General features: G+C 41.3%; 19 protein-coding genes and 1 tRNA gene. All 20 read left to right on the top strand.

What is annotated here, in order from left to right; all coding sequences use genetic code 11:
* Positions 1-37 precede the first annotated feature (37 nt).
* The 20 genes from BMW61_RS01765 (at position 38) to rho (ending at position 25,612) form a co-directional block, all read left to right on the top strand.
* Positions 38-120: transfer RNA gene (locus BMW61_RS01765), tRNA-Leu, on the top strand.
* A gap of 231 nt (positions 121-351) precedes the next feature.
* Complete coding sequence (locus BMW61_RS01760; protein WP_091819513.1) at positions 352-2,844, top strand: glycoside hydrolase family 2 protein; 2,493 nt, start codon at positions 352-354, stop codon at positions 2,842-2,844.
* Complete coding sequence (locus BMW61_RS01755; RefSeq protein WP_091819511.1) at positions 2,837-4,321, top strand: DUF6937 domain-containing protein; 1,485 nt, start codon at positions 2,837-2,839, stop codon at positions 4,319-4,321. The genes BMW61_RS01760 and BMW61_RS01755 overlap by 8 nt, the downstream gene beginning before the upstream one ends.
* 24 nt (positions 4,322-4,345) lie before the next feature.
* Positions 4,346-5,773, top strand: coding sequence for a glycoside-pentoside-hexuronide (GPH):cation symporter (locus BMW61_RS01750; RefSeq protein WP_091819510.1), 1,428 nt, complete (start codon positions 4,346-4,348; stop codon positions 5,771-5,773).
* 248 nt (positions 5,774-6,021) lie between these two features.
* Positions 6,022-6,348 carry a zf-HC2 domain-containing protein gene (locus BMW61_RS01745; RefSeq protein WP_022760097.1) on the top strand — a complete coding sequence of 109 codons (327 nt, stop codon included), beginning with the start codon at positions 6,022-6,024 and terminating at the stop codon, positions 6,346-6,348.
* Positions 6,349-6,409: 61 nt separating this feature from the next.
* Entirely contained in the window at positions 6,410-9,139 is a 2,730-nt protein-coding gene (gene polA, locus BMW61_RS01740) for a DNA polymerase I (RefSeq protein ID WP_091819508.1), read from the top strand.
* A gap of 1 nt (position 9,140) precedes the next feature.
* Complete coding sequence (gene coaE / locus BMW61_RS01735; protein WP_022760095.1) at positions 9,141-9,734, top strand: dephospho-CoA kinase; 594 nt, start codon at positions 9,141-9,143, stop codon at positions 9,732-9,734.
* The gene (locus tag BMW61_RS01730; RefSeq protein ID WP_242876574.1) at positions 9,734-11,902 is read left to right on the top strand and encodes a cell division protein FtsA; all 2,169 of its coding nucleotides are present in this window, start codon (positions 9,734-9,736) and stop codon (positions 11,900-11,902) included. Before coaE ends, BMW61_RS01730 begins: the two co-directional genes overlap by 1 nt.
* Before the next feature lie 74 nt (positions 11,903-11,976).
* The gene (locus BMW61_RS01725) at positions 11,977-12,774 is read left to right on the top strand and encodes an MBL fold metallo-hydrolase (protein WP_091819507.1); all 798 of its coding nucleotides are present in this window, start codon (positions 11,977-11,979) and stop codon (positions 12,772-12,774) included.
* A gap of 24 nt (positions 12,775-12,798) precedes the next feature.
* Positions 12,799-13,071, top strand: coding sequence for an ACT domain-containing protein (locus BMW61_RS01720; RefSeq protein ID WP_022760092.1), 273 nt, complete (start codon positions 12,799-12,801; stop codon positions 13,069-13,071).
* Positions 13,072-13,083: 12 nt separating this feature from the next.
* Positions 13,084-14,448: a PFL family protein gene (locus tag BMW61_RS01715; RefSeq protein WP_026497437.1), complete on the top strand. Its 1,365-nt coding sequence runs from the start codon at positions 13,084-13,086 to the stop codon at positions 14,446-14,448.
* 3 nt (positions 14,449-14,451) lie between these two features.
* Positions 14,452-15,486, top strand: coding sequence for a carbohydrate ABC transporter permease (locus BMW61_RS01710; protein ID WP_022760090.1), 1,035 nt, complete (start codon positions 14,452-14,454; stop codon positions 15,484-15,486).
* 1 nt (position 15,487) lies between these two features.
* Positions 15,488-16,441 carry a carbohydrate ABC transporter permease gene (locus BMW61_RS01705; RefSeq protein WP_022760089.1) on the top strand — a complete coding sequence of 318 codons (954 nt, stop codon included), beginning with the start codon at positions 15,488-15,490 and terminating at the stop codon, positions 16,439-16,441.
* 86 nt (positions 16,442-16,527) lie between these two features.
* On the top strand, positions 16,528-18,195 hold the full coding sequence (locus BMW61_RS01700) for an HlyD family efflux transporter periplasmic adaptor subunit (protein ID WP_091819505.1): 1,668 nt from the start codon (positions 16,528-16,530) through the stop codon (positions 18,193-18,195).
* A 122-nt stretch (positions 18,196-18,317) separates the two neighbouring features.
* Positions 18,318-19,409: an ABC transporter permease gene (locus tag BMW61_RS01695; RefSeq protein ID WP_175475066.1), complete on the top strand. Its 1,092-nt coding sequence runs from the start codon at positions 18,318-18,320 to the stop codon at positions 19,407-19,409.
* A 43-nt stretch (positions 19,410-19,452) separates the two neighbouring features.
* Positions 19,453-22,029 (top strand): ABC transporter substrate-binding protein, encoded by a 2,577-nt coding sequence (locus BMW61_RS01690; protein WP_091819504.1) that lies wholly within the window; start codon positions 19,453-19,455, stop codon positions 22,027-22,029.
* A 38-nt stretch (positions 22,030-22,067) separates the two neighbouring features.
* Positions 22,068-22,520: an NfeD family protein gene (locus BMW61_RS01685; RefSeq protein WP_242876572.1), complete on the top strand. Its 453-nt coding sequence runs from the start codon at positions 22,068-22,070 to the stop codon at positions 22,518-22,520.
* 24 nt (positions 22,521-22,544) lie between these two features.
* Positions 22,545-23,456, top strand: a complete 912-nt coding sequence (locus BMW61_RS01680; protein ID WP_022760084.1) for an SPFH domain-containing protein — start codon at positions 22,545-22,547, stop codon at positions 23,454-23,456.
* Between the two features lie 91 nt (positions 23,457-23,547).
* A complete protein-coding gene (locus BMW61_RS01675) occupies positions 23,548-23,847 on the top strand; it encodes a hypothetical protein (RefSeq protein WP_022760083.1) in 300 nt (99 codons plus the stop codon).
* A gap of 193 nt (positions 23,848-24,040) precedes the next feature.
* Positions 24,041-25,612, top strand: a complete 1,572-nt coding sequence (rho, locus tag BMW61_RS01670) for a transcription termination factor Rho (RefSeq protein WP_091819503.1) — start codon at positions 24,041-24,043, stop codon at positions 25,610-25,612.
* Positions 25,613-25,961 lie beyond the last annotated feature (349 nt).

The following is a 25,961-nucleotide window of genomic DNA, read 5'->3' as shown; positions in this document are numbered from 1 at the left end:
ATGTTAACATAGGTGAGTCGCAGATTTTTGCACATAGGCCGGCGTGTCGGAATGGCAGACGATGCAGACTCAAAATCTGTTGTCCTCACGGGCGTGTGGGTTCAAGTCCCACCGCCGGCACTATTATTATGACATTCAGGCAGTATATGTTTGGATGTCTTTTTCTTTTGCTAATTCAGATTATTATTCCCCTTACATATATATTTTTGGAATATAGTATTATTGCACAAAATGCGGAAACGAAATTTGCACATTTCGTTTCTTGTTTCTCCACGCGTGGAGTGTTACTATAAACATGTGGAAACGTAAATGTATGCAATTCGTTTCCAGACACAATTGAGGATAAGCCTGATGAGAAAAGTAATCTATTTAAACAATGACTGGAAATTTAAGAGCGAATTTGATGAGAGTATGATCAGCTCCGATTTCAGGGATACCGGATTTCAAAATATAAGAATCCCACATACAGTTGCAGAGACATCATTCAATTATTTTGATGATGCTGTTTATCAGATGGTGAGCTGTTACCGCAAGACTTTCAGGGCAGACCATAATTGGAAGGGTAAGAGAGTTGCAATTCATTTTGAAGGTGCGGCGCATGAAGCTACGGTATATTTTAACGGTGTACTTCTTGGGACACATTCCTGCGGCTATACTGCCTTCGAGTTTGATATATCCGAGCATATTCGTTATGACGAACCAAACACAATTGTTGTGAAGCTTGACAGTAGAGAATCTCTGAATGTTCCGCCCTTCGGGTTTGTGGTGGATTATATGACTTATGGAGGTATTTACAGAGATGTATTTATCGAAATAACCGATAAGACCTATATTTCCAGAGCGTTTGTATATACAGAAGTTCCTGAGGTTATGAACGTTTCGCTTAAGGAGAAGGATGTTACACCAAGATCTGTCGGAGCTTTCCTACGTGCGAGATTTAGAATCAAGGGATCACTTACCGGTTGCGTTGTAACCGAGTCACTAAAAAGAATTTCAGGTGAACTTCCCAAGGACGCAAATGATGAATATGCAGAGGAAACTGAGCTAAACAGGATAGCTGCAAAAAATAAGATGACCTTTGATTATCATACACTTCCTGTTGTCTTGTGGGATGTGAAAAATCCCGCACTTTATAAATATATCATTAGAATATACAGAGATGATCAGCTCATTGATGAGAAATATATAACGTTTGGATTCAGGAACGCTTCTTTTAAGGCAGACGGCTTTTATCTAAACGGAAGAAAATTCAAACTGCGCGGCTTGAACAGACATCAGTCCTATCCGTATGTTGGATATGCAATGCCTGCCTCGATGCAGATAGAGGATGCGAGAATAATAAAAGAAGACTTATGTCTTAACTGCGTAAGAACTTCCCACTACCCGCAGTCTCAGGATTTTATGGATGCCTGTGACAGAATGGGAATACTTGTATTTACCGAGATACCCGGATGGCAGCATATAGGTGATGAGGATTGGAAAAAACAGGCTCTTGAGAATGAAAGAGAAATGATTTTCCAGTACAGGAATCATCCTTCGATTTTTATTTGGGGTGTCCGAATTAATGAATCTGCAGATGATGATGATTTTTACTTAAAAACAAATCATATCGCTCATGAGCTTGATTCTTCGAGAGCCACCGGAGGAGTAAGAGCGGCTACAAAAATGCATCTTCTTGAGGATGTATATACATTAAATGACTTTTCACATAACGGGAAAACGCCTGGTTGCATTAAAAAGAGACTGGCAACACCGGATATGTCTTCGGCGTACATGGTAACAGAGTATAACGGACATATGTATCCGACAAAAGCTTTCGATCCTGAAGATACAAGAGTCGAGCATGCGATGAGACATATAAGAGTCATGGATGCTATAGCAGGTGAGAGGGACATAGCCGGAGGCATTGGCTGGTGCATGTTTGACTACAACACCCACAAGGATTTCGGTTCGGGCGACAGAATCTGTTATCACGGCGTGATGGACATGTTCAGGAATCCCAAGCTTGCTGCTTACGGATATGCAATGCAGGGAAATGACAAGACAGTACTGGAACTGTCATCTGCTATGGATATCGGAGAGCATCCCGAGTGCATTCGCGGTGATATATGGCTCTTTACAAATGCGGATTCCGTAAAAATGTATAAGAACGATGTTTTTATAAAAGAGTATTATCCAGGTTCGTCACCTTATAGAAATATTGAACATGGTCCAATACTTGTGGACGACTTTATTGGTGATGAGTTTGCGGAAAATGAAAAGTTCTCAAAATACTTTGCAGGAAAAGTTAAGCATGCACTAAACCAGGCTGCACGCCACGGCATGGGGAGTCTATCTCTTGGCGATAAGATTACCGGTCTTGAGATGATGCTTTTCCATAGGATGTCTGTTAAGGACATAGTTGATATGTACCAGAAATACATCGGTGACTGGGGCGGCGAGGCAACATCGTTTAAATTTGAGGCTATTAAGAATGGCGAGGTTGCAGCAACAATCGTAAAAGAGACGGTAAAGGGGATAAGCATTGAAACTGTGGTTAGTAACACTGAGCTTATGGAAGGCAGATCCTACGATGTGGCATCGGTGAGGATAAGAGTTGTTGACCAGAATGGAAATGTTTTACCGTTTTTTGCCGAACCCTGCAAGCTTAAGACAGAAGGTGCAATTGAGATTATCGGACCCAGAACGGTGCCGCTCAGAGGCGGAATGGCCGGGACCTATATTAAATCCAAGAGGCGCCAGGGTTCTACAGGTAAGCTGATAATAAGTCTTCGTGCGAGCGGAGAGAAAATAAAGAAAGAAATAAGTTTTACAATTAGTGAAAGGATAAATGGTAATGTCTGAGAAATCCAAGATAATTTTCGGAAACGAAATGCCTGAAAAAGTATACAGGAAGGCAATGAAAACAAAAGAAAAGAACAAGAAAAAATTCGGAGATGACTCCAAAGCAAATTACCCTGTCAAAATAACAGAGAATAAATACATAGGAGAGAGTCTCGGAGTGAAAAATATCGAGGTGCTGCCTGAAAATGCTGATGTTTCCGGGACACTGCCTTTCGACGAGGAAAAAGGACTTATAGTTGGAAATATCAGAATGGGCTTTGGACATTACAGAATCAGCATGGCAATGGCTTCATGTGCTAAGTATATGGGATATACACCGTACTGGATGGATCTTAATTCCTATCCGCATACAACCTGCACGAAGCTGATAAGTGCTCAGAATGACTTGTATTCTCTTGGATCAAGACTTTCAAAGAATCCTATTTTCAACAAACTAGTGTGGGAGCCTGTAAACTATGAAGGCTTCAGAGCTCTTTCATATAATGCGGCTGATCAGGCAAATGCTGAGCTGATGGCACCTGTTTATAAAAATGTGCCAAAGGATATTCCAGTTATTGCAACACATGTATGGCCTGCTCAGGCTGCGATACATGCCGGTATGAAGTATGTAGTCAATGCGGTTCCCGATAACTGGCCGATGGCACTTCATTTTTCTGAAGGATCTATTCATACAATACAGTGCAGAAATGCATATATGGGTTACAGAATACTTAACGGTATGAACAAGAATAAGGTCTGCAAGGCAATGCCCGGAAAGGAACTTGTCTATACCGGACATTATATCGACCATGAACTTGTTTCAAATATTGAGAATGACTGCAAGGCAAGATGTGACAGAAGGAAAAACAAAAAGCCAATGAGATTCCTTCTTACAATTGGCGGAGCCGGAGCACAAAAAGAGATATTTGCTGCAATAATAAAGTATCTGCTTCCGAAGATAAAGAAGAATGAAGCTGCTTTATATGTAAATGTGGGTGATTACAGACAGGTCTGGGAGGATCTGAAAAAAGAGATTCCGGGGATGAGTTCCTTCATCCACGAGCATATCGGTGATTTTGCGGATACAGAAAAATTTGCGGCTGATGCGCTTGATCCTTCAAATGAAGTGACCGGTATTCACGGCTTCTGGCATGAGAACATTTTTGAAGCTGTTTACTGTACCAATCTCCTTATGAGAAGCTGCGATGTACTTGTTACAAAACCCAGTGAACTTGCATTTTATCCTGTTCCCAAGTTGTTTATAAAGAGAGTGGGAAAGCATGAGATGTGGGGAGCTATACATTCTGCCGAGGTGGGAGACGGAACACTTGAGTGTAGAGACATTCCGCATACAGTACAGATGCTGAGCCAGTTCCTGCATACATCGCTGCTCGATGATATGTGTAACAATATTGTTGAAAATAAAAAGGCAGGTCTCTATGACGGAGCTTACAAGGTTGTGGAGCTTGCCATGGGGATGAAAAATAACAACAAGTAATTTGATTTAAGAGGTTAAAAAGTAATGAGCGAACATAACAAATTGTCCGGAGCCGCAAAGGCGTCTTATGGTCTTGGAGCAGTCGGAAAAGACATGGTTTACATGCTTTCCGCTTCATACGTTTTGTATTACTTCCAGGATATTCTTGGGGTTAGTGCTGCCGCTATGGGTGTAATTCTTATGGTGGCAAGAGTTTTTGATGCATTTAATGATCCTATAATGGGAGCTATAGTTGCTAAGACGAAGACCAGATTCGGAAAATTCAGACCCTGGCTTCTTATCGGAACTATAACAAATGCCATAGTGCTATATCTGATGTTCTCAGCACCGCCGACTTTGTCGGGAAGCGGGCTTGTAGCCTATGCGGCTGTAACCTATATACTTTGGGGTGTTACCTATACGATGATGGATATTCCCTATTGGTCAATGATACCTGCTTTTACTGAGGGCGGAAAAGAAAGAGAGGGGCTTACAACACTCGCTCGTTCATGCGCAGGTGTTGGTTCCGCGATAATTACAATCATAACAGTAATGTCTGTTTCTGCTCTTGGCCATATCTTTGGAGGAGCGGACATCACCGATAGAGATGTAGAACGAATCGGTTTTTCATATTTTACAATTGTGATCGCTGCTTTGTTTGTGCTCTTTACTGTAATATGCTGTATCAATGTTAAGGAAAAATCCACAGTTGACATGAAAACAGCATCTATAGGAGAGATGTTCAGAGCACTTATTCAGAATGATCAGGCAATGACAGTAGTTGTAGCTATCGTAATCGTTAATTGCTCAATCTACATTACATCAAACCTTGTAATCTATTTCTTTAAATACGATTTCGGAACAGTAGGCTGGAGAGGTGCATACACACTGTTTTCAACCTTTGGCGGCGGAATTCAGATTCTGGCAATGATGCTTTTATATCCATTCCTAAGAAGATTCTTTACATCTATAAAGATTTACTTCATAAGCATGGGAATGGCTATTGCAGGATATATAATGCTTCTTGTACTTGCATCAACAAAAATGGATAACGTATATATCCTCTTTATTCCTGCGTTTTTCATCTTCTCTGCAAACGGAATGCTTGCGGTTATTACAACCGTATTCCTTGCAAACACTGTTGATTACGGTGAACTTAAGAACGGCCGCCGCGATGAATCTGTTATATTTTCCATGCAAACCTTTGTGGTAAAGCTTGCGTCCGGAGTATCGGCATTTATTGCTGCTCTTGCGCTCCAGATATTGCAGCTAAGCAATGACACTGCAGAAACCACAACAGACATAGACTATTCACAGGGAGTGGATATCATGCAGAAGATGGGGCTTCGCATGACAATGACAATCATTCCTGTTATCGGAATCCTTTTCGCGATCTTCTGGTTTAAGAAAAAGTACATCTTGACTGATGAGAAAATCGAAGAAATCTCCTCCGAAATCGCGGGGAGAAAGTAATAGCCAGGAAACGGAAATATAAAGAATATATGGAAAGAAAAGTGTATGGCACCAAAATCGATTATGCATAAGCAACGAGATTTTGGTGCCATATATTTTTCTGCACCATATGTGATTTATAGTTCCGTTTCCGTCATATAGGGAGTTTAACCGATTGTAATATTGACTGTTTTGGTGTATGCTAGATATTGTTTAGTAGTATGCTTTGCGATATTATGTTCATACAAGATATTGGGGTTGGCGATACTATGGATTGCAAAGAATTTCAGAGAATGATACCCGGCTTTTTAGCTGATGAATTGGATAATTATTCTCTTGAGTCATTTTTGAATCATATGGAATCCTGCAGAAGTTGTAAGGAAGAACTTACCATACAGTTTTTGATAGAAACAGGTATTCAGAGACTTGAGGATGGTAGTACTTTTAATCTTACGAAAGAACTGAAGTCCACTACGAATGATGCCTGGGTAAGACTTCGTATGCGTAAGAGATTATTGAAGACCGCATACTTTCTGCAGATTATGGTCGTTGCTGAAATTATAGCAGCGATTGCGCTTTCAATCGCGCTTCGCTGAGAATAAGGACAACGGATAGATTTTATTTGCTTAATATTATTTAGTTGGGGATATTTTTAAAATGGGGAAGAAATTATTACTGATAGACGGACACAGTATACTTAACAGAGCCTTCTACGGTCTTCCTGATCTTACTAATTCAGAAGGCCTGCATACAGGTGCAGTCTATGGATTTCTGAATATTCTTTTCAGACTGATTGATGAGGAACAGCCAGATTATCTGACTGTTGCTTTTGATGTCCACGAACCCACATTCAGACACAAAATATATGCCGAGTACAAGGGAACCAGAAAGCCAATGCCGGAAGAACTCAGACAGCAGGTGCCGCTGATGAAGGAAGTTCTTGACAGCATGAACATTTGCCGTATGGAGAAGGCAGGACTTGAGGCTGACGATATTCTCGGAACTATCGCTAAGAGAGGCGAGAGAGAAGGCATGGAAGTCAGACTTGTCTCCGGTGACAGGGATCTTTTGCAGGTTGCAACGGATCATATTTGCGTTCGTATTCCCAAGACAAAACAGGGCAAAACAGAAATCGAGAATTATTTTGCAGGTGATGTCGAGACTTTATATAAAGTAAATCCGGTTCAGTTTATAGAGCTTAAAGCCCTTATGGGAGATTCATCGGATAATATTCCCGGGGTTCCCAAGGTCGGTGAGAAGACTGCAATTGAGCTTATGACTACTTACGGATCTATTGAGAATATATATGCCAATCTTGACAATATATCAAAGAAGGCAATAAGAGAATCGCTTGCGGCTAACAGGGAGCTATGCGATTTGAGTAAGACTCTCGCAACAATCGATGTGAATGCCGAGTTTGATTACTCTTTCGAAAATGCCACAATCGACAACATTTTTAATCGCGAAGCTTATGAGCTTTTTAAAAGACTGAATTTCCGCAATCTCCTTACGAAGTTTGAGGGAGATGTTACAAAAACAGAGATTAAGATTGATTTTAAAGACATCAATACGAAGTCTGAAGCAGATGCAGTATTTAAAGGTGCTTTGTCTTATGCCGGATCAAGGAACGACCGGTTTATCGGAATAGGAATTTTATCCGATGATAGCCCGTCAGGAAAAAAGAGGGAAAAAATCGGACAGCTTTCACTTTTTGATGACGCATCAGAGTCAACTGATCTTATTGGTATCAGTGTTTGTTTTGAAGATGAAAAGACTTCTTATTTTGAACTTGAAAACGATATTACAGCCGCTTATGTTGGGGAGAAGCTCGAGGAACTTTCAGAGAAATGCAGACTTTCTTTCTTTGACATCAAGCATGCATATAAATATTTTAAACCCTACGAAGTTGACAACTACGAAAAGAAAAAAGAGGGCTCATTTGATATTCTTATAGGGGCTTATCTGAACAATCCCTTAAAGAACGACTACCTTCCGGAAGATATCGCTTCGGAATATCTGCAGATGACCATAAGATCCAAGACACAGATTTTCGGAAAAGGATCTCCGCTTGGAGCAGACAGAAATCTCAGAAAAGAGTACACGGGATATCTTGCGTATGTTTCCTATAAAGCGGCTCCTCTTATTCAGAAGAAGCTGGAAGACAGTGATATGCAGGATCTGATGAATGATGTTGAAATGCCTCTCAGCTATATTCTCTATGACATGGAAAAAGAAGGAATCCTTGTTAAACGAGAAGAGCTTAAGGTTTACGGAGAGCGCCTTACAGGCAGAATCGAGGAACTGGAAAAGGCTATACATAAGGAGGCAGGCCAGGAGTTTAATATCAATTCTCCCAAGCAGCTGGGGGAGATACTCTTTGAGAAGCTGGGATTGAAAGGCGGAAAGAAGACAAAAACAGGCTATTCCACTGCTGCTGACGTCCTGGAAAAGCTTGCGCCCGAGAATCCTATCATCAGGAATATTCTTGAGTACAGAGGCCTTACGAAGTTAAAGAGCACTTATGCGGATGGTCTTGCGACATATATTGATACAGACAATAGAATTCATACCAGTTTTAACCAGACAATAACTGCTACGGGAAGAATCAGTTCGACAGAACCGAATCTTCAGAATATCCCCATGAGGACTGAGCTCGGCAGAGCTATCAGGAAGGTTTTTGTTCCGAAGGAAGGATATGTTTTTGCCGATGCCGATTATTCACAGATAGAGCTTAGAATTCTGGCTCATATGTCCGGGGATCAAGGCCTTATAGATGCATATCACGAGGGTAGAGATATTCACAGGATTACGGCATCAAAAGTATTTGGAATTCCTTTCGATGAGGTTACTGATATCCAGAGAAGAAACGCAAAGGCTGTTAATTTTGGAATAGTATACGGAATAAGTGCTTTCGGACTTAGCGAAGATCTTAATATTTCCAGATCCGATGCAAAGAAGTACATGGAGGACTATCTTGCAACTTATCCTGGGGTTAAGAATTATCAGGACAGCGCGGTAGAGAGTGCCAAGGAAAAGGGCTATGCGGTGACTCTTTATAAAAGACGACGCCCGATGCCGGAGCTTAAGTCAGGCAATTTCATGCAGAGACAGTTCGGAGAGAGAGTTGCAATGAATGCTCCGATTCAGGGAACTGCTGCCGACATTATTAAGATTGCTATGATTCGTGTATGGAGAAGAATTCGAAAAGAACAGTTATTATCAAGAATGATTCTTCAGATACATGATGAACTTTTGATTGAGACCAAGAAGGAAGAAGAGAAAAAGATAAAGCTTATTCTTGAAGAGGAGATGACAAAAGCAGCTGATCTTCTTGTTCCGCTCGAGGCAGAGTGTCACACGGGTTCAGACTGGTTTGAGGCGAAGTAGAGTGAAAGTAATCGGAGTAACCGGAGGAGTAGGCGCCGGAAAAAGCACAGTGCTTAACTACATAGAGAAGAGTTGTAACTGTCGTATCATCTTTTCCGATAAAGTGGCTAATGATATTAAGCTTAAGGGACAGAGCTGCTATGAACCAATAGTTGATCTTCTTTCCGAGGATATACTCGGACCGGATGGAGAGATAGACAAGAAAAAGATGGCGGCGAAGATATTTGCCGATGATAGTCTCTTAAAGCAGGTTAATGATATTCTTCATCCTGCGGTAAATAATTATATTTTCGGTGAAATAGAAAAAGAAAAAGCGGAAGGAAAGCTTGACTATCTTTTCATAGAAGCTGCACTTCTTATTGAAAACGGCTATCACAAAATCGTGGATGAATTGTGGTACATTTACGCAGATGAGAGTGTCAGGAGAAAGCGCCTTAAAGAATCGCGCGGATACAGTGATGAGAAGATAGATGATATTATAAAGGGACAGCTTTCCGATGAAGAATTCCGTAAATATGCAAGTTTTGTAATAGATAACAGCAATGATGAGAACGACACTAAAAGACAAATTGATTTGAAGCTGGGGGAAAACTGATGGCTGAAATGGTTGAACAATCTGAGAAAAACGTAGTATTCGGTCTTGATATCGGTACCAGAAGTGTTGTCGGTACAGTCGGGTACATGGAGGATGAAATCTTCAATGTAATGGCGCAGTGTGTTGAGAAACATGAGACCAGAGCCATGCTCGATGGACAGATACATGATATCGGCAAGGTTGGCGCTACGATCAGGCACGTCAAGGAGAATCTTGAACAGCAGACACAGATACATCTGACAGATGTATGTATTGCTGCCGCAGGTCGTGTACTTCGTACAATTAAAACAAATTTTGAAGAAGAATTCACTGATAACAGAGAGCTTACTCAGGAGGAAATCTATAACCTTGAGTCAAAAGCTGTTGAGAAGGCCTATCAGGAATTCCTTGCGCAGAATCAGTCGGATATGAAATTTTATCTGGTTGGTTACTCTGTAATGCATTATTATCTTGATGATTATCAGATTGCCAATCTAGAAGGACATAATGCCGGAAGAGTAGCAATTGACCTTATTGCAACCTTCCTTCCGGATGATTGTGTTGACGGTCTTTATAAGGCTTGTGAGAGAGCAGACCTTAAGGTTGCAAATATGACTCTCGAGCCTATAGCTGCTATGATGGTTGCAATTCCGCCTCAGTTCAGAATGCTTAATCTGGCACTTGTTGATGTTGGTGCAGGAACCTCCGATATCTGTATAACGGATGATGGAACAATTACATCCTATGGAATGCTTCCAATTGCAGGTGATTCCATCACAGAGATTATTGCTCAGCACTGCCTGGTTGATTTCAATACCGCGGATCAGATTAAAATTGACGCAAGTCACATGGATCAGGTTAAATATGTTGATATCATGGGACTTGAGAAGACAATCTCGGCAAAGGAAATATCAAAAATGATTAAGCCTCTTGTTGAGAAGATGTCCAAGATGGTAACACAGCAGATTAAGCAGCTTAACGGCAATAAATCAGTAAGTGCGGTATTCGTTGTCGGAGGTGGCGGTTGTGTACCGGGGTACACCAAGGCTTTGGCAAAAGAGATGAAGATTCCGGAGGAGCGTGTTGCGCTTCGGGGCGAAGAAGTCATGAAGAGCATTCGATTCCTTAATGATGACAGCACCATTGAGAGAGATTCACTTATGGTTACACCTCTCGGTATCTGTATAAGCTTCTATGAGCAATCCAACAACTTTGTGTTTGTATCCTTTAACGGACAGCAGACTAAAATTTACGATAACGGTAAGCTTGCAATTGTTGATGCTGCGATGCAGGCAGATTTTCCTAACGAGGATCTGTTCCCTAAGCGCGGCGAAGAATTGAGATTTACCGTTAACGGCCAGGAGAGAATGGTGAGAGGTGAGCCCGGAGAGGCAGCTGTTATCACGCTTAACGGATCACCTGCAGATATTCATACCAAAATTCATGCAAATGATATTATCGAAGTTACAAGCTCGACAGTCGGTAAGGCAGGAAGCAGTGAAATCAATGATATTCCTGAGTTCAAGGGAACCTTCAATATTACTGTAGACGGAAAGAGTATTGACGTACCGAGAACCGCTGAGGTTAACGGAGAAGTTCAGACCGGCCTTTATGATATTAAGTCCGGGGACGAGATAAAGATTCTTGATTATGAGACTGCAGCTCAGATAGCGGAGCTTCTGGATATTGACCTCACAGAGGATATGGTTATCACTGTCAACAATGAGGTTGCAAAAGGAGATACTCCTGTTTACGAGAACTTTAAGGTTGAGTTTAAGAGCGGCGCTGATGCTATCATGGAATACTATGCTAATTTCCCTGATGCCGATGAAGTTGCCATCGAACAGGAAAATGAGGAGTCATCCTACGAAGCCGATGCGGATCTTGATCTGGAGGAGAATGAAGATGGCAGCGTAAGTATCTCCGGCGGAAGTACAACTACTTCTTCTGTAAGGAGTGCAGCACCCACCAGACGCGTGGTTACACATGATCTTCATGTAATAGTTAACAATGAGCCTATTGTGCTTCACGGAAAATCGGATTATATTTTTGTAGATATATTTGATGTTATTGATTTTGACCTCAGTAAACCTAACGGCAGATCGATAGTAACCACACTAAATGGCGGTACTCCCGATTATATGCAGGCGATACATGAAGGCGACAGAATTGAAGTCTATTGGAAATAGATAACACAATCTTAATATGATAGACACATTTTCGTCACAGTTTATACTTAATATGGAAACGGAGATTGCATTAGATGAGACTTGCAAGCCTCTCAAGCGGTAGTAGCGGTAACAGTATTTATATAGGTTCCGATACTACAAACATCCTGATAGATACAGGATGCAGTAAGAAAAGAATAGAAGAAGGATTGGCCGGAATGGATTTATCCCTGGCCGATATAGATGCGATCTTTGTCACACATGAGCATTCAGATCATATTGCAGGACTTCATACTATTTTAAAAAAATATGATATTCCGGTATATGCAACCAGAGGAACTTTACAGGGAATCAGGACAAGTGATAAGAAGGGAGAAATGCTCTCTGCTGAGTTTCATGAAATCCGAGCAGATGAAAAGGTTCCGGTAAAGGATATTGTTGTAAATCCGATCACGATAATGCATGATGCGCTTGAACCTGTGGCGTACAGGATTTCCTGCGGCAAAAAGAAAATCGGAGTCGCGACGGATCTTGGATGTTACAATGATTATACGGTTGATAACCTGAGAGGCATGGATGCAATACTGATAGAAGCCAATCATGATGTGAGGATGCTTCAGACGGGGCCGTATCCGTATCAGTTAAAAAGGAGAATCCTTGGGGAAAAAGGACATTTGTCCAATGAGAAGAGCGGTGAACTTCTGTGCAGGATTTTGCACGACGGCCTTAAAGGAATTCTTCTCGGACATCTGAGTAAAGAGAACAATCTGCCCGAGCTTGCTTACGAGACGGTGAGGGTTGAGATAGAAATGGGTGAGAATCCATATCACGGAAATGATTTTCCAATAATGGTAGCAGCGAGAAATGAGCTTTCTCCTGTTATTGAAGTGTGAGAAAAGACAAGGGAGTAAAATATTATGAACAAAATCATTATTACTGTGGTCGGTAAGGATACTGTAGGTATTATTGCTAAGGTATGTACTTTTCTGGCTGAAAACAGTATCAACATTCTTGATATTTCACAGACAATAGTTTCCGGATATTTTAATATGATGATGATCGTTGATGTTAGTAAGAGTGAAGCAAGCTTCCAGGAAGTAAGCGACACCCTGGATAAGATCGGTGAGGACATCGGCGTTGTAATTAAATGCCAGAGAGAAGAAATTTTCGATTCAATGCACAGAATTTAAAAAGGAGCTTAAATGATTAACATTAATGAAGTCTCTGAGACTAACGAGATGATCGAAAAGGAAAATCTGGATGTCCGTACTATTACAATGGGTATCAGCCTTTTGGATTGCATCAGCTCAGACCTTGATACATTAAACAGAAATATATATGAGAAAATCTATGGATCCGCCAAGGATCTTGTTCAGACCGGAGAAGATATTGCCAAGGAGTTTGGTATTCCAATCGTAAATAAGAGAATTTCCGTTACTCCGATCGCGCTTATCGGTGCGGCTGCATGCAAGAGTACAGAGGATTTTGTGTCTATTGCAAAGACTCTTGATAAGGTTGCAAAGGATGTTGGAATAAACTTCCTCGGTGGTTACAGCGCGCTTGTAAGTAAGGGCATGACAGATGCCGACAGACTTCTTATAGAGTCTATACCGCAGGCACTTTCCCAGACAGATGTTGTATGTTCATCTGTAAATGTAGGTTCAACCAAAACAGGAATAAACATGGATGCCGTAAGACTTCTTGGCGACGTAATCGTTAAGACAGCCGAGGCTACTAAGGATAATGACAGTGCGGGGTGCACGAAGCTTGTTGTATTCTGCAATGCTCCTGATGACAATCCTTTCATGGCAGGTGCTTTTCATGGAGTTACAGAAGCCGACAGAATTATAAATGTCGGCGTAAGCGGGCCCGGAGTTGTTAAGACGGCACTGGAAAAGGTTCGCGGGGAGAATTTTGAAATTCTCTGTGAAACAATTAAAAAGACAGCATTTAAGGTTACGAGAGTAGGTCAGCTTGTAGCAAAGGAAGCTTCCGAAAGATTAGGAGTTCCCTTTGGAATTGTTGACCTTTCACTTGCGCCCACACCGGCTATCGGAGACAGTGTTGCTGATATTCTTCATGAGATTGGTGTTGAGCATGCGGGTGCACCCGGGACTACTGCAGCACTTGCGTTGTTAAATGACCAGGTTAAGAAGGGTGGAGCAATGGCATCCTCTTATGTAGGCGGTTTGTCAGGTGCATTTATTCCGGTTAGTGAAGACCAGGGTATGATAAATGCAGTTAATGCAGGAGCTTTATCACTTGAAAAGCTTGAGGCTATGACTTGTGTATGCTCTGTAGGTCTTGATATGATAGCAATTCCCGGAGATACAAAAAGTACAACCATTTCCGGAATTATTGCCGATGAGATGGCTATCGGCATGATAAACCAGAAGACTACAGCCGTAAGACTCATACCGGTTATCGGTAAGAAAGCAGGAGATACTGTGGACTTTGGCGGACTATTGGGATTTGGTCCTATCATGAGCGTCAACACATTTTCTTGTGATGAATTTGTTAACAGAGGAGGAAGGATTCCGGCTCCGATACATAGCTTTAAAAACTGATTTATGGATAAAATGAAAAAGATTCCCGAAAAGATATCGGGATCAGCTGAAAAATTTAATAGATTTCTCAGAAGAAATGCTGCAGGCCAGACTGATGAGCAAAATCGCGGATTAAAGAATAATATTGTGAACCGCGCTAAGAGAATAAAGCATCTTGCTAATAAAAAGAGCACTAGAAAGACTATTCGCGAGACTGCTGTTTCATGGGCATTTCTTTTACCGAGTCTCATGGGAGTTTTGACATTCTTTGTTATTCCTTTCTGTGTGGTTGTTTTTTATTCGGTTGTAAACAATCCTATTCAGAAAGAGTTTGTCGGCTTTTTCAATTTTGAAAGAGTGTTTGTTAATAATGCTTTCAGGCAGGCTGCATATAATACTTTTATGTTTTCGATAATAGCTGTGCCTCTTGCGGTGGCGCTTTCTCTGTTCCTGGCTGTTGTTATGGAATCGGGTATACCGTTTAAGAGTCAGTTCAGGAGCTTTTTCCTTAGCCCCATGATGGTTCCAATTGCTTCGATAGTACTTATTTGGCAGGTGTTGTTCCATTTTAACGGAATTATAAATGTCATAAGTATGAATTTCGGCGGACCAAAGATTGACTGGCTTAAATCAGACAAGGCGCAGATAGTTATTGTTGCACTGTTTTTATGGAAAAACCTCGGCTATAACATGATTCTGTTCATGGCAGCTCTTTCGAGTGTGCCCAAGGATCTGATTGAGGTGGCAAAGCTTGAGAGCGCAACTGACAGACAGATTTTCTGGACAATAAAGATGAGATATCTCTCATCCACTATACTGTTTGTTACCATTATGTCTCTTATTAATTCCTTTAAGGTATTCAGAGAGATATATCTAATGACCGGAGATTATCCTTATAAAACGCTGTATATGATGCAGCATTTTATGAATAATACATTTGCCTCAGTCGATTACCAGAAGCTTTCGGCTTCGGCCATTATCATGGCATTGGTAATTGTTGTTCTGATGCTTATCATGTTTAACACTGAAAACCGGTATGGAAAGGATATAGAAGGCTAGTATGGCAGGACTTAAATTGCCTACCGGTGAAGCGGCGTTTTACGAAAGAGCCATTCGGAAGGCAAGAAGAAAGAAAAAAATATATAAATACGGCACTATAGCAGGAACCATTATATGTGCGATTTTTGCGGCATTGTTCCTGTTGCCGACAATACTTACAATTACAAATTCCTTCATGAGTTCTTCTGAAATCAGTGCCAATTACGGTGCGGTTTTTCAGACGACGGATACCGGAGGAAAGGTATTTATATCAAAAACGGTTAACCTCAAGTTTATTCCGGATATAGTCACATTCAGTCAGTATTTCACTGTGCTGTTCAAATCACCGGAATATCTTGTTAAGTTTTGGAACAGTATGATCTATGTTGTTCCGATCCTTGTGATTCAGCTTCTTGTGGCGATGCTTGCATCCTACGGGTTTGCGAGATACAAGGGAAGGGTAAGGGAGATAATATTTTTCCTTTACATCATTATGATGCTTATGCCATATCAGGTTACACTGGTACCTAATTATCTGGTATCATCGGCTCTCGGAATACTTGATACGAGATGGGCCATATGGCTGCCCGGATTCTTTTCACCGTTTGCGGTTTATCTTCTTACGAAATTTATCAGGAGAATTCCGGCAGAGGTAATGGAGGCAGCATCAATTGACGGAGCCAGTGAGTGGCAGATATTTACCCAGATATGCGCCCCGCTTTGTAAGAGCGGACTTATATCAATCGCAATTCTGGTTTTTATAGATTATTGGAACATGGTTGAGCAGCCGCTTATTCTGCTCAGCAACGACGAGCTTCATCCGCTTTCGGTATTTTTGTCGAAAATCAATTCAGGCGAAATAAGCCTGGCATTTGCGGTAGCGGTTATTTATCTTGTGCCGCCGCTATTGATTTTCCTGTACGGCGAAGAGTACCTAATCGAAGGTATTTCGTACCAGGGCGGTTTAAAAGGATAGATTTTACAGCCAGTAACGGCGTTGCCTGCATAACTAGAGGAGGAGAGCAGGCGTGATTTAGTTTTAAGGGAAGAGGAATTAAAGGTATGTCTGAAGTTAGAAATGAGAGACCAAAGAAAAGCAGAAAGGATATTATCAAGGATATAACAATAGCCTTTCTGGCAATACTGTTATTGCTTACTTTTTTCTCAAACACGATTATGAATTTTTCACTTCCGGAGGTTGCTATTCAGCAGATTCAGGAAGGAACAATTTCACCGGTTATCAGAGGAACCGGTACTGTAGAAGCCAAGGACCCCTATTCGGTCAAGGTTTCACAGGAGCGCGTAATAAAGAGCGTTGCTGTTGAGGTTGGAGCCCAGGTAAAAAAGGGTGATGTAATTTATAACCTTGAAGATAAGGAATCCACAGAGCTTCAGGAAGCAAAAACAAAGCTGGAGGAGCTCTTACAGACTTATGAGACTTCACTTTTCTCAGGTGATCTCTCAGATGAGGCCATAAATCGTATCAGAGGCGGTCAGACTCTCACAATGGATCAGTTCCAGGCCAAGCTTAAGGCTGCAACTGACAGATACGATGCTGCTAAGCTTGCTGATGAGGAAGCCCAGGCAACAATTGATGCGCAGTCTCAGGCACAGTCATATACTGCGGCTCAGTATAATTATGATGAGGCAACGCCTCAGTACAGAGAAGCTGAGATTACAGCAAGAATCACTGAAATAGATACACAGCTTGCTGAAGAAGAAGCTGAAAAAGCCAGACTTGAGGCGTATCTTGATAAAACTGATTCACAAATTAAAAAGGCTAAATTAGGAACTCAGATTAAAGATTTAGAATCATTAAAGAAAATGTACTGGTATCATGACTCAGTTATTGATGCACTTAATCAAGAAAAGGATCAGCTCAATATTGAGCAGGCACATAGTACAAAAGATGTTTCGCAGATGACAACCCAGGCAGGGCAGGTTGACAGTGACTACCAGAGAAAGGCAGCTTCACTTCAGGATACAAAAAATAAGACAGCTCAGGAGCTCGAGAGAGCAACAACAGACAGAACAGAGCTTCTTACTGAGATTGCAAAGGAAATTGAGCTTGATGCTCAGAGAGATACAATTGCAGAGCAGAGAGAAACAGTTGAGAAGCTTGAGAAGGAATCAACCGGTGCTACCGTAACTGCGCCTGTAGACGGAACAATAACAGAGCTTGCCCTCAAAGCAGGTGAGACAACCAATGCCGAGAATCCCGTTGCAACAATTCAGGTTGACGGCAAGGGTATGGTTACAAGCTTCTCTGTTACCATGGATCAGGCAAAGCGCCTTAAGGTTGGCGATATTGCTGAGCCTCAGAATGCATGGTACTACACAGACTTTAAGGCAACCCTTAAGTCTATTACTGCGGATCAGCAGAATCCTAATACAAAGAAACTTCTTACTTTCAATATTGAAAGTCCGGAAGTACAAAACGGCCAGTCAGTAAGTCTTCAGATTGGACAGAAGTCTGATAACTATGACCTTACAATTCCTGCAGGAGCTGTAAGAGAAGACTCAAACGGTAAATTTATCCTTATAGTAAAGTCGAAGTCCAGTCCTCTCGGAAACAGATATATTGCTGCAAGAGTTGATGTAGAGGTGCTTGGATCTGATGATACTACTGCAGCTATAAGCGGCAGCCTTGAGGGTGATGAGTATGTGATCACTACAGCGACAGCTCCTATTAAATCCGGTGATCAGGTAAGACTGGCTAATAATTCATGAACAAATTAAAAGAAAGTATTATAGGATTTTTCAAAAATCTGAAATTAAAACAGATCATATATTTTGTTGTTATGGTCCTGCTTGCGCTTATCATCTTTGCTTTAGGAGTCCAAAAAGATTTCATGGCAAGACATCAGTATGATCAGATGATGGGTAACAGATGGTCAGGGGATACCAGATGCGGTCAGGTCAGCATGTTCTTTTCCGAGAATCAGGGTGTAAGTATCGATACGGTTAACGAATATGCTTATAAGATCAATAAAGGTCTTATTGCTGACGGACTTCAGGAAGCAGATGCCAGTACAGAGGGTGGCGGTGCAGTATGGAATTACTGCTACAGCGCTGTGGGAAGCATAGAGATCACGAGAGACCTTAAATCTGTAACAGCAGTTGGTATCGGTGTTGGAGGAGACTTTTTTCAGTTCCATCCGATGAGAGTTATGAGTGGTAACTATTTTACCGGTGACATAGTCATGAAGGATTATGTAATTCTCGATGAGGAACTTGCATGGCAGCTGTTTGGCTCCAATGATATTGTGGGTGAGACCATTTTACTTGGAGGAGTACCTCACTATATTGCAGGTGTTGTAAAGAGGGACAGCGGAAAATATGTAAAGGCTGCCGGTATGGTATATCCTACTATTTTCATGTCATTTGAATCTCTTGCAACCTATGGCAGAATCGATGCTTCCGTTCTCTCGACAGACGGCTCTCTTGGTAAGGTCAACGTGGCATCCAAGAATGATGATGAGGAAGGAGGCGGCACTTCTGATGTTGAGACACAGGCCAAGGGTATTGTCTGTATGGAAGTTGTTATGCCCAATACCGTAGACAACTATGCCGCTAATTTTGTTATAGAGAAGCTCTCGCTTAATACAACCCAGGTTGAGGTTGTTGATAACAGCGCGAGATTCGAAGATCCTAATCTGTTTAAGCTTATTGGACAGTTTAATATGAGAGGAATGCAGACGAAGCCTGTTATTTATCCCTATTGGGAGAATAATGCAAGGGCTTATGAAAACATACTGGCCGTGCTTCTTCTTATTCAGATAGTTTGCGCAGTAGTTTTGTTTTTGATGGCAGCTATAGTTGTTGTACAGGCTTACAGACACAGGAAATGGACTGTAGGTCAGCTTGTTGAAAAAGCTGCCGACTGGAAGTACAATCTTGAATCAAACATGAAATATCATAACGAAAAGTGGAAATATTTTTGACGGTTTTTCAGTTTGTTTTATGGATAAACAAGGAGGATATTTAATGAGAAGAATTTATCTAAAAAGGCTACTCAGCGCTTCAATGGCTGTAGTTATGGCTGTAACTATGGCAGGATGCGGCTGCGGTAAGAAAAAGACAGGATCGACCGAGGAACAGGCAAGTCATGATGCTTCTGCCTATGTGTTTAAGGATAATCCGATTGACCTTGGAGAGAGCATTGATACATCATCAATTTCGGCTCTCGGCAAATTCGGAGATAAGATTTATGCAGTAGGAACTGCTGTTTCCGATGAGGGAAACAATAAAACTACTGTTTTCACTTTTGATAAAGACGGAAGTAACTTAAATACTATTGATCTCGCAAATTCAGGAAATTTACTGCTGTATAACGCAGCACTTACCGATGATGGTTCAATTTATACCCTTGAAGTCCAATATGCAGGCTATATGGGTGGCGGTGATTTTGAATTTGATCAGGGGTTGGATGGTTCTTCTCCGATTATTCTTGAGGATGGTAACTCAATAGAGATTGAAGATTCCGAATCGGTTGAAGACGATGTTACACAATATTCCGGTGAGGATGAGGAAGAAGCTATTTCCGATGATTCCGAAGCAGATGAAGAGGGTACATCCGATGACGCAGCTTCTACAAGCCAGGATGCTACAGAAGATACTAATACTACTTCATCTGAAGGTGGTGAGGGTGATGTAATTATGCCCTCCGATACAGATACCGGAGTTGATATGTCATCTTCAAGTAATGTTGATTCAGATACTTATTACATGGTCAAGTATGACAACAACGGTACAGAAGTATGGAGACAGGAGATTGATTCTACAACCGATTCATATTATTATGTGAATTCTTTTATTGCTGCTGATAATGATACTCTACTTGTATCCGATACAAACGGAGTTCATAAATACAGTACTGCTGATGGAAGCAAGACCGCTGATATCGCTTTTGATAATGCTGACACAGAGTATGGTTTTTCAGCATATGTGTATAAACTGGGTGACGGAAGCTTCGGTGCGCTTGTAAATGGTTCCGAACAGACTTTTTATAAAGTTGATTTAAAGGGCGAGAAGGCCACTGAGGTTGGAACTGTAGATTCAACTTTCTATGACTACTCATTTTATTCAGGTGCAGGAAGCCATGATCTTTTTGCATCAGGTTCCGAGGGTATTTATACCTATAAGCTCGGTGATGAAAAGGTTTCAATGATCCTCAATTTCGTTGATTCGGATATTGATACTTACGGTGTATCTCAGATGGTAGCAATTTCCGATACCGAGATAATTGCACTTATTCCTACAGAAGATATGAAGTATAACCTTACATATCTTACAAAGGTTGATCCCAAGACTGTAAGCGACAGACAGCAGATTGTTCTTGGCTGTAACTATATCGATTATGATGTAAGAGCGCAGATAATTAAGTTCAATAAGACAAATGATAAATATCGTATTGTTATCAGTGATTACTCAAAATATGACTCTGACAGTGAGATGTCAGGTGGTGCAAACAAGTTGAATACAGACATTGTTTCCGGTAATGCACCTGATATCCTTGTTCTTGATTCCGATATGCCTGTAGATAGTTATATCTCAAAGGGACTTTTTGAAGATATGACAGATTACTTCAAGAATGATGAAGAATTAAGCAAGGTCAAGTATATGGATCATGTAATGGAAGCATTCAAGAATGACGGTAAGATGTATAAGCTCATTCCCAGCTTCTATGTTGAAACAGTTGTTGCAGCTACAGACGACGTAGGAAATGATGATTATACATGGACTATCGATGAACTTGAAAAGCTTGTAAAGGCAAAGAATATCGAGCACAAGAATATTTTCGGACCTCTTACAAGAGATGAAGTGCTTGATATGGCGCTCAGTCTTTCCGGTTCTCAGTACATCGACTGGTCGACTCTTACCTGCAGCTATGATTCAGAGGCATTTACACATCTTCTTGAGTTTGTAAATGAGTTCCCTGAGGAGCTTTCAGAAGATGATTACAATTATGAGACAGCAGCTCTTTACAGAACTGATAAGGCACTTGCAGAGAGATTATATCTGTACGCTTTCTCTGATTATAACTATGAGGCAAAGGGTACTTTCGGTAAGCCCATTAAGACAGTAGGCTTCCCTTCAGATAACGGAAGTGGCTCCGCGCTTTATCCTAACCTTCAGCTCACCATGAGCTCAAGTTCTAAGGTTAAGGACGGATGTTGGGAATTCATGAGATACTTCCTATCAGACGAGTATCAGAAGACTATTGACGGTGCTTGGCCTGTAAGTATGACAAAGATGGATGAGCTTTCAGAGAAAGCTAAGAAGAAGCCTACATATATCGATGAGAATGGCAAGGAAGTTGAATATGATGATACCTGGTATGTTGGAGATACAGAGGTAATTGTTGATCCTATGACTGATGATGAGGTAAATGAGGTGCTTGACTTCCTTAATAGCATCGATCAGGTAGGAAATGCAAATGAAGCTGTAACAAGCATTATCTTTGAAGAGGCAGCGGCATACTTCAGCGGACAGAAGACTGCTGCGGAGGTTGCTGATATCATTCAGAGCCGTGTACAGATTTATGTAAACGAGATAAGCTGATAATAAGCTTCTTTGTATGATAAAGTGGGGTGACTGACATGTACAATACGTTATTTGGAGTGTCGCCTATGATATTTTGGCTGATACTTACCGTAATATTAGCTGTTTTTGAAATATTGACACAGGGGCTTTCCACCATATGGTTTGCAATCGGAGCTTTGGCAGCATTTATTATGGCTGTGCTCGGTTTTTCGGTTCCGCTGCAGATAGTGGTTTTTATTCTGGTTTCAATTGTCATGTTGCTTTTGGTAAGACCGGTATCGGTAAGACTGCTTGGCGGAAGAATTGTTAAGACCAACATCGATGCGGTTCCCGGAAGAAAGGTTACTGTCTCCAAGGATATAGACAATATCAAGGAGACAGGCGCCGTGATTCTTGATGGGACTACCTGGAACGCAAGAAGTATGGATGATGAGGTTAATATTTCATCAGGGGAAACAGTTATTATTGAAAAAGTTGAGGGCAATAAGCTTATCGTAAAGAAAGCTTAAAGGTATGAAGAAGGAGGAGAAGTTATGCCAATATTTATTATCATCGTTTTAATTCTTGTTCTGATTGCACTAAATATCAAGATTGTACCGCAGGCTCACTCATTTATTGTTGAGCGTCTCGGTGCATACAAGGAAACTTGGGATGTCGGTCTTCACTTTATGGTTCCTTTTATCGACAGAATTGCAAGAAAGGTTGATCTTAAGGAACAGTACTGTGATTTCCCGCCTCAGCCTGTTATCACTCAGGATAATGTAACAATGCAGATAGACTCAATCGTGTTCTTTAGAATTTCTGATCCCAAGGCTTATGCATACGGAGTAAGAAATCCGATAGGAGCTATTGAAAATCTTACAGCAACAACTCTTCGTAATGTAATCGGATCACTTACACTTGATGAAACACTTACCAGCCGTGACCAGATCAATGCTCAGATGCAGGATGCTCTTGATATAGCAACAGATCCCTGGGGTATTAAGATTACACGAGTAGAGCTTAAGAACATCAATCCTCCGGAGCAGATTCGTGATGCCATGGAGAAGCAGATGAAGGCTGAGCGTGAAAAGAGAGAAAAGATCCTCTTCGCAGAAGGTGAGAAGCAGTCAGCTATCACAGTTGCAGAGGGTGAAAAGCAGAGTAAGATTCTTCAGGCAGAGGCTGATAAGCAGGCAACAATCCTCAAGGCTGAGGCCGAGAAGGAGAAGCAGATCAGAGAAGCTGAAGGTAAAGCAGAGGCTATTAGAAGCGTCCAGAAGGCTAATGCTGATGGTATCCAGATGCTTAAGGATGCCGGTGCTGACGAGTCTGTTCTTACAATTAAGAGTCTCGAAGCTTTTGAGAAGGCCGCAAACGGACAGGCTACAAAGATTATTGTACCCAGCAGTATCGCAGGCGTAGCAGGTCTCGCTGAATCTATCAAGGAAGTTGTAGCGAAGTAATCTGATATTTTGTGAGAATAACTATTTTATTATCATAGCCTTCCCCTTGTAGGGGAAGGCGTCAGCGCAGCTGACGGATGAGGGGATTACTATGGCAGATAATAAGGGAAGAGAAGCACTTATTCATTCGCTCGCACAATCCATGGGAATGGGCGATGCACAAAAATTTAAAACAACAACCGGAAGATATAATTCCGAGACCGGTACAATTATGAGTAACGGCAGAGTTATATCGAGTGCGACAGTCATTCAGGCAAAAAACTATTTTACTTCACAGTACAATAAGCTTGCCGAAATGGATGATGAAGGCGCAAAACAGATGGCTACTCTGTATGAGGTTGCAAAAGAAGCTATCGGTATTATGATAGACAGTGGTAAGGGGAATGAATAATTCCCCTTATTTAATAAAATCTTAAAAAAATTTCTATTGATATTTCTTATTTTATGATGTATTGTGATGTTTAGTCGAAGGTAGTTTTTATCTTGAAGCATTAGCTTATCGACAATCAGACTTAATTTTTAAGTTTTCGATTACTTTTTCCAAGTGTTTTTTATAATTTGAATTTATAAGAAAGGAATTAGATTTGAGAGAAAAATTAGAGACACTAACACTTGCGTCCCTTCGCGATCTTGCAAAGCAGAATGGAATTAAGAGTGTTACAACAATGAAGAAATCTGAACTCATTGATGCTCTTTTGGAGCTCTATGAGAAACAGCAGGCTGAGGAAGCTAAGGCAAAGGCAGCTGAGGCAAAAGAAGCTGAGACAAAGGGATCAGAAAAGAAGCCTGCAAAAAGTGCAAATGAATCAAACGATAAACCTGCACAAAAAAAGCCCGGCAAGAAGAAGGTTATTATTGCCGATAACAGCAGAAATGACGGAGCAGATAAGAAGCCTGCAGAGAAAAAGGCTCCAGATAAGAATTCTAACGAGGCAAAGCCCGCTGAGAATAAGGAACAAAAGTCTTCTTCAGAATCCCAGGAATCCTACGCAAAAAAGGAAACTCCTGCCGATGAGGCTGAAATTGCCAATGGAATAGAGGCAGACGGTATTCTTGAAGTAATGCAGGATGGTTTTGGATTTATCAGATGCGAGAATTATCTTCCCGGTGAGAACGATGTTTATGTTGCTCCGGGTATGATAAGAAAGTATAATCTCAAAACCGGTGATATTCTTAAAGGTATTGCCAGACAGAAAAAGGAAAACGATAAGTTCGGAGCACTGCTCCAGCTTAATTCAATAAACGGCTATAAGCCCGAAGTTGCTATGGGCAGATGGGATTTTGAAAAGATGACCCCCATTTTCCCGAATCAGCAGATTGTTCTTGAACATCCCGGCTGCACGATAGCAATGAGAATCATGGATATGATCTCGCCTATCGGTAAAGGACAGCGTGGAATGATTGTTTCACCTCCTAAGGCAGGAAAGACAACACTTCTTAAAGATGTTGCTCTTTCAGTAAAGAGAAGTAATCCCGATATTCACCTTATAGTTCTTCTCATAGACGAGCGTCCTGAGGAAGTTACGGATATCAAGGAGAGTATTGAGGGACCTAATGCAGAGGTTATCTATTCAACCTTCGACGAGCTTCCGGAGCATCATAAGAGAGTATCCGAGATGGTTATCGAGCGTGCTAAGCGACTTGTTGAGCACAACAAGGACGTTATGATTCTTCTTGATTCAATTACAAGACTTACAAGAGCATACAATATTGTAGTTCCTCCGTCAGGAAGAACTCTTTCCGGAGGTCTTGATCCGGCGGCTCTTCATATGCCCAAGAGATTCTTCGGCGCAGCAAGAAACATGAGACAGGGCGGAAGTCTTACAATCCTTGCTACAGCACTTGTAGAGACAGGTTCCAAGATGGACGATGTTATATATGAGGAATTCAAGGGAACAGGTAACATGGAAATGGTTCTCGACAGAAAGATGCAGGAGAAGAGAATATTCCCTGCTATCAATATTCCCAAGTCCAGTACCAGACGCGAAGATCTGCTTCTTAAACCCGAAGAACTCGCAGCAGTTAATGCACTTCGCAAGGGCTTCAACGGCATGAAGGCAGACGAAGCCGTAGACCAGTGCATAAACATGTTCTCCAAAACCCGCACCAACCAGGAATTCGTACGACTTGTAGAAAAACAGATTTCAAGATATTGATATACATGACGAAAGAGAGCTTAATATATTGTCTTTAAACCTCGTTGCAAAATACGCATAATCGGTTTAAATTCAATATATTAAGCTCTCTTTCTGTTTTTGTATGCAATATAGAAATTTGTTTTTCTACAATCGTACGATTATCAAGGAGGCCGTTTTGGCCTAACACATCCGCATCCCCTCCCGTATCATTCCAAAAAAAATAAACGCCGGGGCGTTTTTTGGGAGGAGGGGTTGTCAGGTGGGGAACCCGACAACCCGGTATGAAAAAAGTTTTGTTGGGGGAGTCAGAAGTTCTAACTCCTGTTAAATTTATAGTAAAGAGTAAATTTGTACAGAATATGGACAA

The organism is Butyrivibrio sp. ob235 (assembly GCF_900109475.1).
GTDB lineage: Bacteria > Bacillota > Clostridia > Lachnospirales > Lachnospiraceae > Butyrivibrio.
This window is presented reverse-complemented; position numbering and strand designations above follow the sequence as displayed.

Bases quoted from the DNA above. Each gene is read 5' to 3' on its own strand.
- BMW61_RS01685 (WP_242876572.1), top strand. From the start codon at position 22,068: ATGTACAATACGTTATTTGGAGTGTCGCCTATGATATTTTGGCTGATA.
- BMW61_RS01750 (WP_091819510.1), top strand. From the start codon at position 4,346: ATGAGCGAACATAACAAATTGTCCGGAGCCGCAAAGGCGTCTTATGGT.
- BMW61_RS01675 (WP_022760083.1), top strand. From the start codon at position 23,548: ATGGCAGATAATAAGGGAAGAGAAGCACTTATTCATTCGCTCGCACAA.
- BMW61_RS01690 (WP_091819504.1), top strand. From the start codon at position 19,453: ATGAGAAGAATTTATCTAAAAAGGCTACTCAGCGCTTCAATGGCTGTA.
- polA (WP_091819508.1), top strand. From the start codon at position 6,410: ATGGGGAAGAAATTATTACTGATAGACGGACACAGTATACTTAACAGA.
- BMW61_RS01730 (WP_242876574.1), top strand. From the start codon at position 9,734: ATGGCTGAAATGGTTGAACAATCTGAGAAAAACGTAGTATTCGGTCTT.
- BMW61_RS01720 (WP_022760092.1), top strand. From the start codon at position 12,799: ATGAACAAAATCATTATTACTGTGGTCGGTAAGGATACTGTAGGTATT.
- BMW61_RS01715 (WP_026497437.1), top strand. From the start codon at position 13,084: ATGATTAACATTAATGAAGTCTCTGAGACTAACGAGATGATCGAAAAG.
- BMW61_RS01725 (WP_091819507.1), top strand. From the start codon at position 11,977: ATGAGACTTGCAAGCCTCTCAAGCGGTAGTAGCGGTAACAGTATTTAT.
- BMW61_RS01680 (WP_022760084.1), top strand. From the start codon at position 22,545: ATGCCAATATTTATTATCATCGTTTTAATTCTTGTTCTGATTGCACTA.
- BMW61_RS01760 (WP_091819513.1), top strand. From the start codon at position 352: ATGAGAAAAGTAATCTATTTAAACAATGACTGGAAATTTAAGAGCGAA.
- BMW61_RS01710 (WP_022760090.1), top strand. From the start codon at position 14,452: ATGGATAAAATGAAAAAGATTCCCGAAAAGATATCGGGATCAGCTGAA.
- BMW61_RS01745 (WP_022760097.1), top strand. From the start codon at position 6,022: ATGGATTGCAAAGAATTTCAGAGAATGATACCCGGCTTTTTAGCTGAT.
- BMW61_RS01695 (WP_175475066.1), top strand. From the start codon at position 18,318: ATGGCAAGACATCAGTATGATCAGATGATGGGTAACAGATGGTCAGGG.
- BMW61_RS01700 (WP_091819505.1), top strand. From the start codon at position 16,528: ATGTCTGAAGTTAGAAATGAGAGACCAAAGAAAAGCAGAAAGGATATT.
- BMW61_RS01705 (WP_022760089.1), top strand. From the start codon at position 15,488: ATGGCAGGACTTAAATTGCCTACCGGTGAAGCGGCGTTTTACGAAAGA.
- BMW61_RS01755 (WP_091819511.1), top strand. From the start codon at position 2,837: ATGTCTGAGAAATCCAAGATAATTTTCGGAAACGAAATGCCTGAAAAA.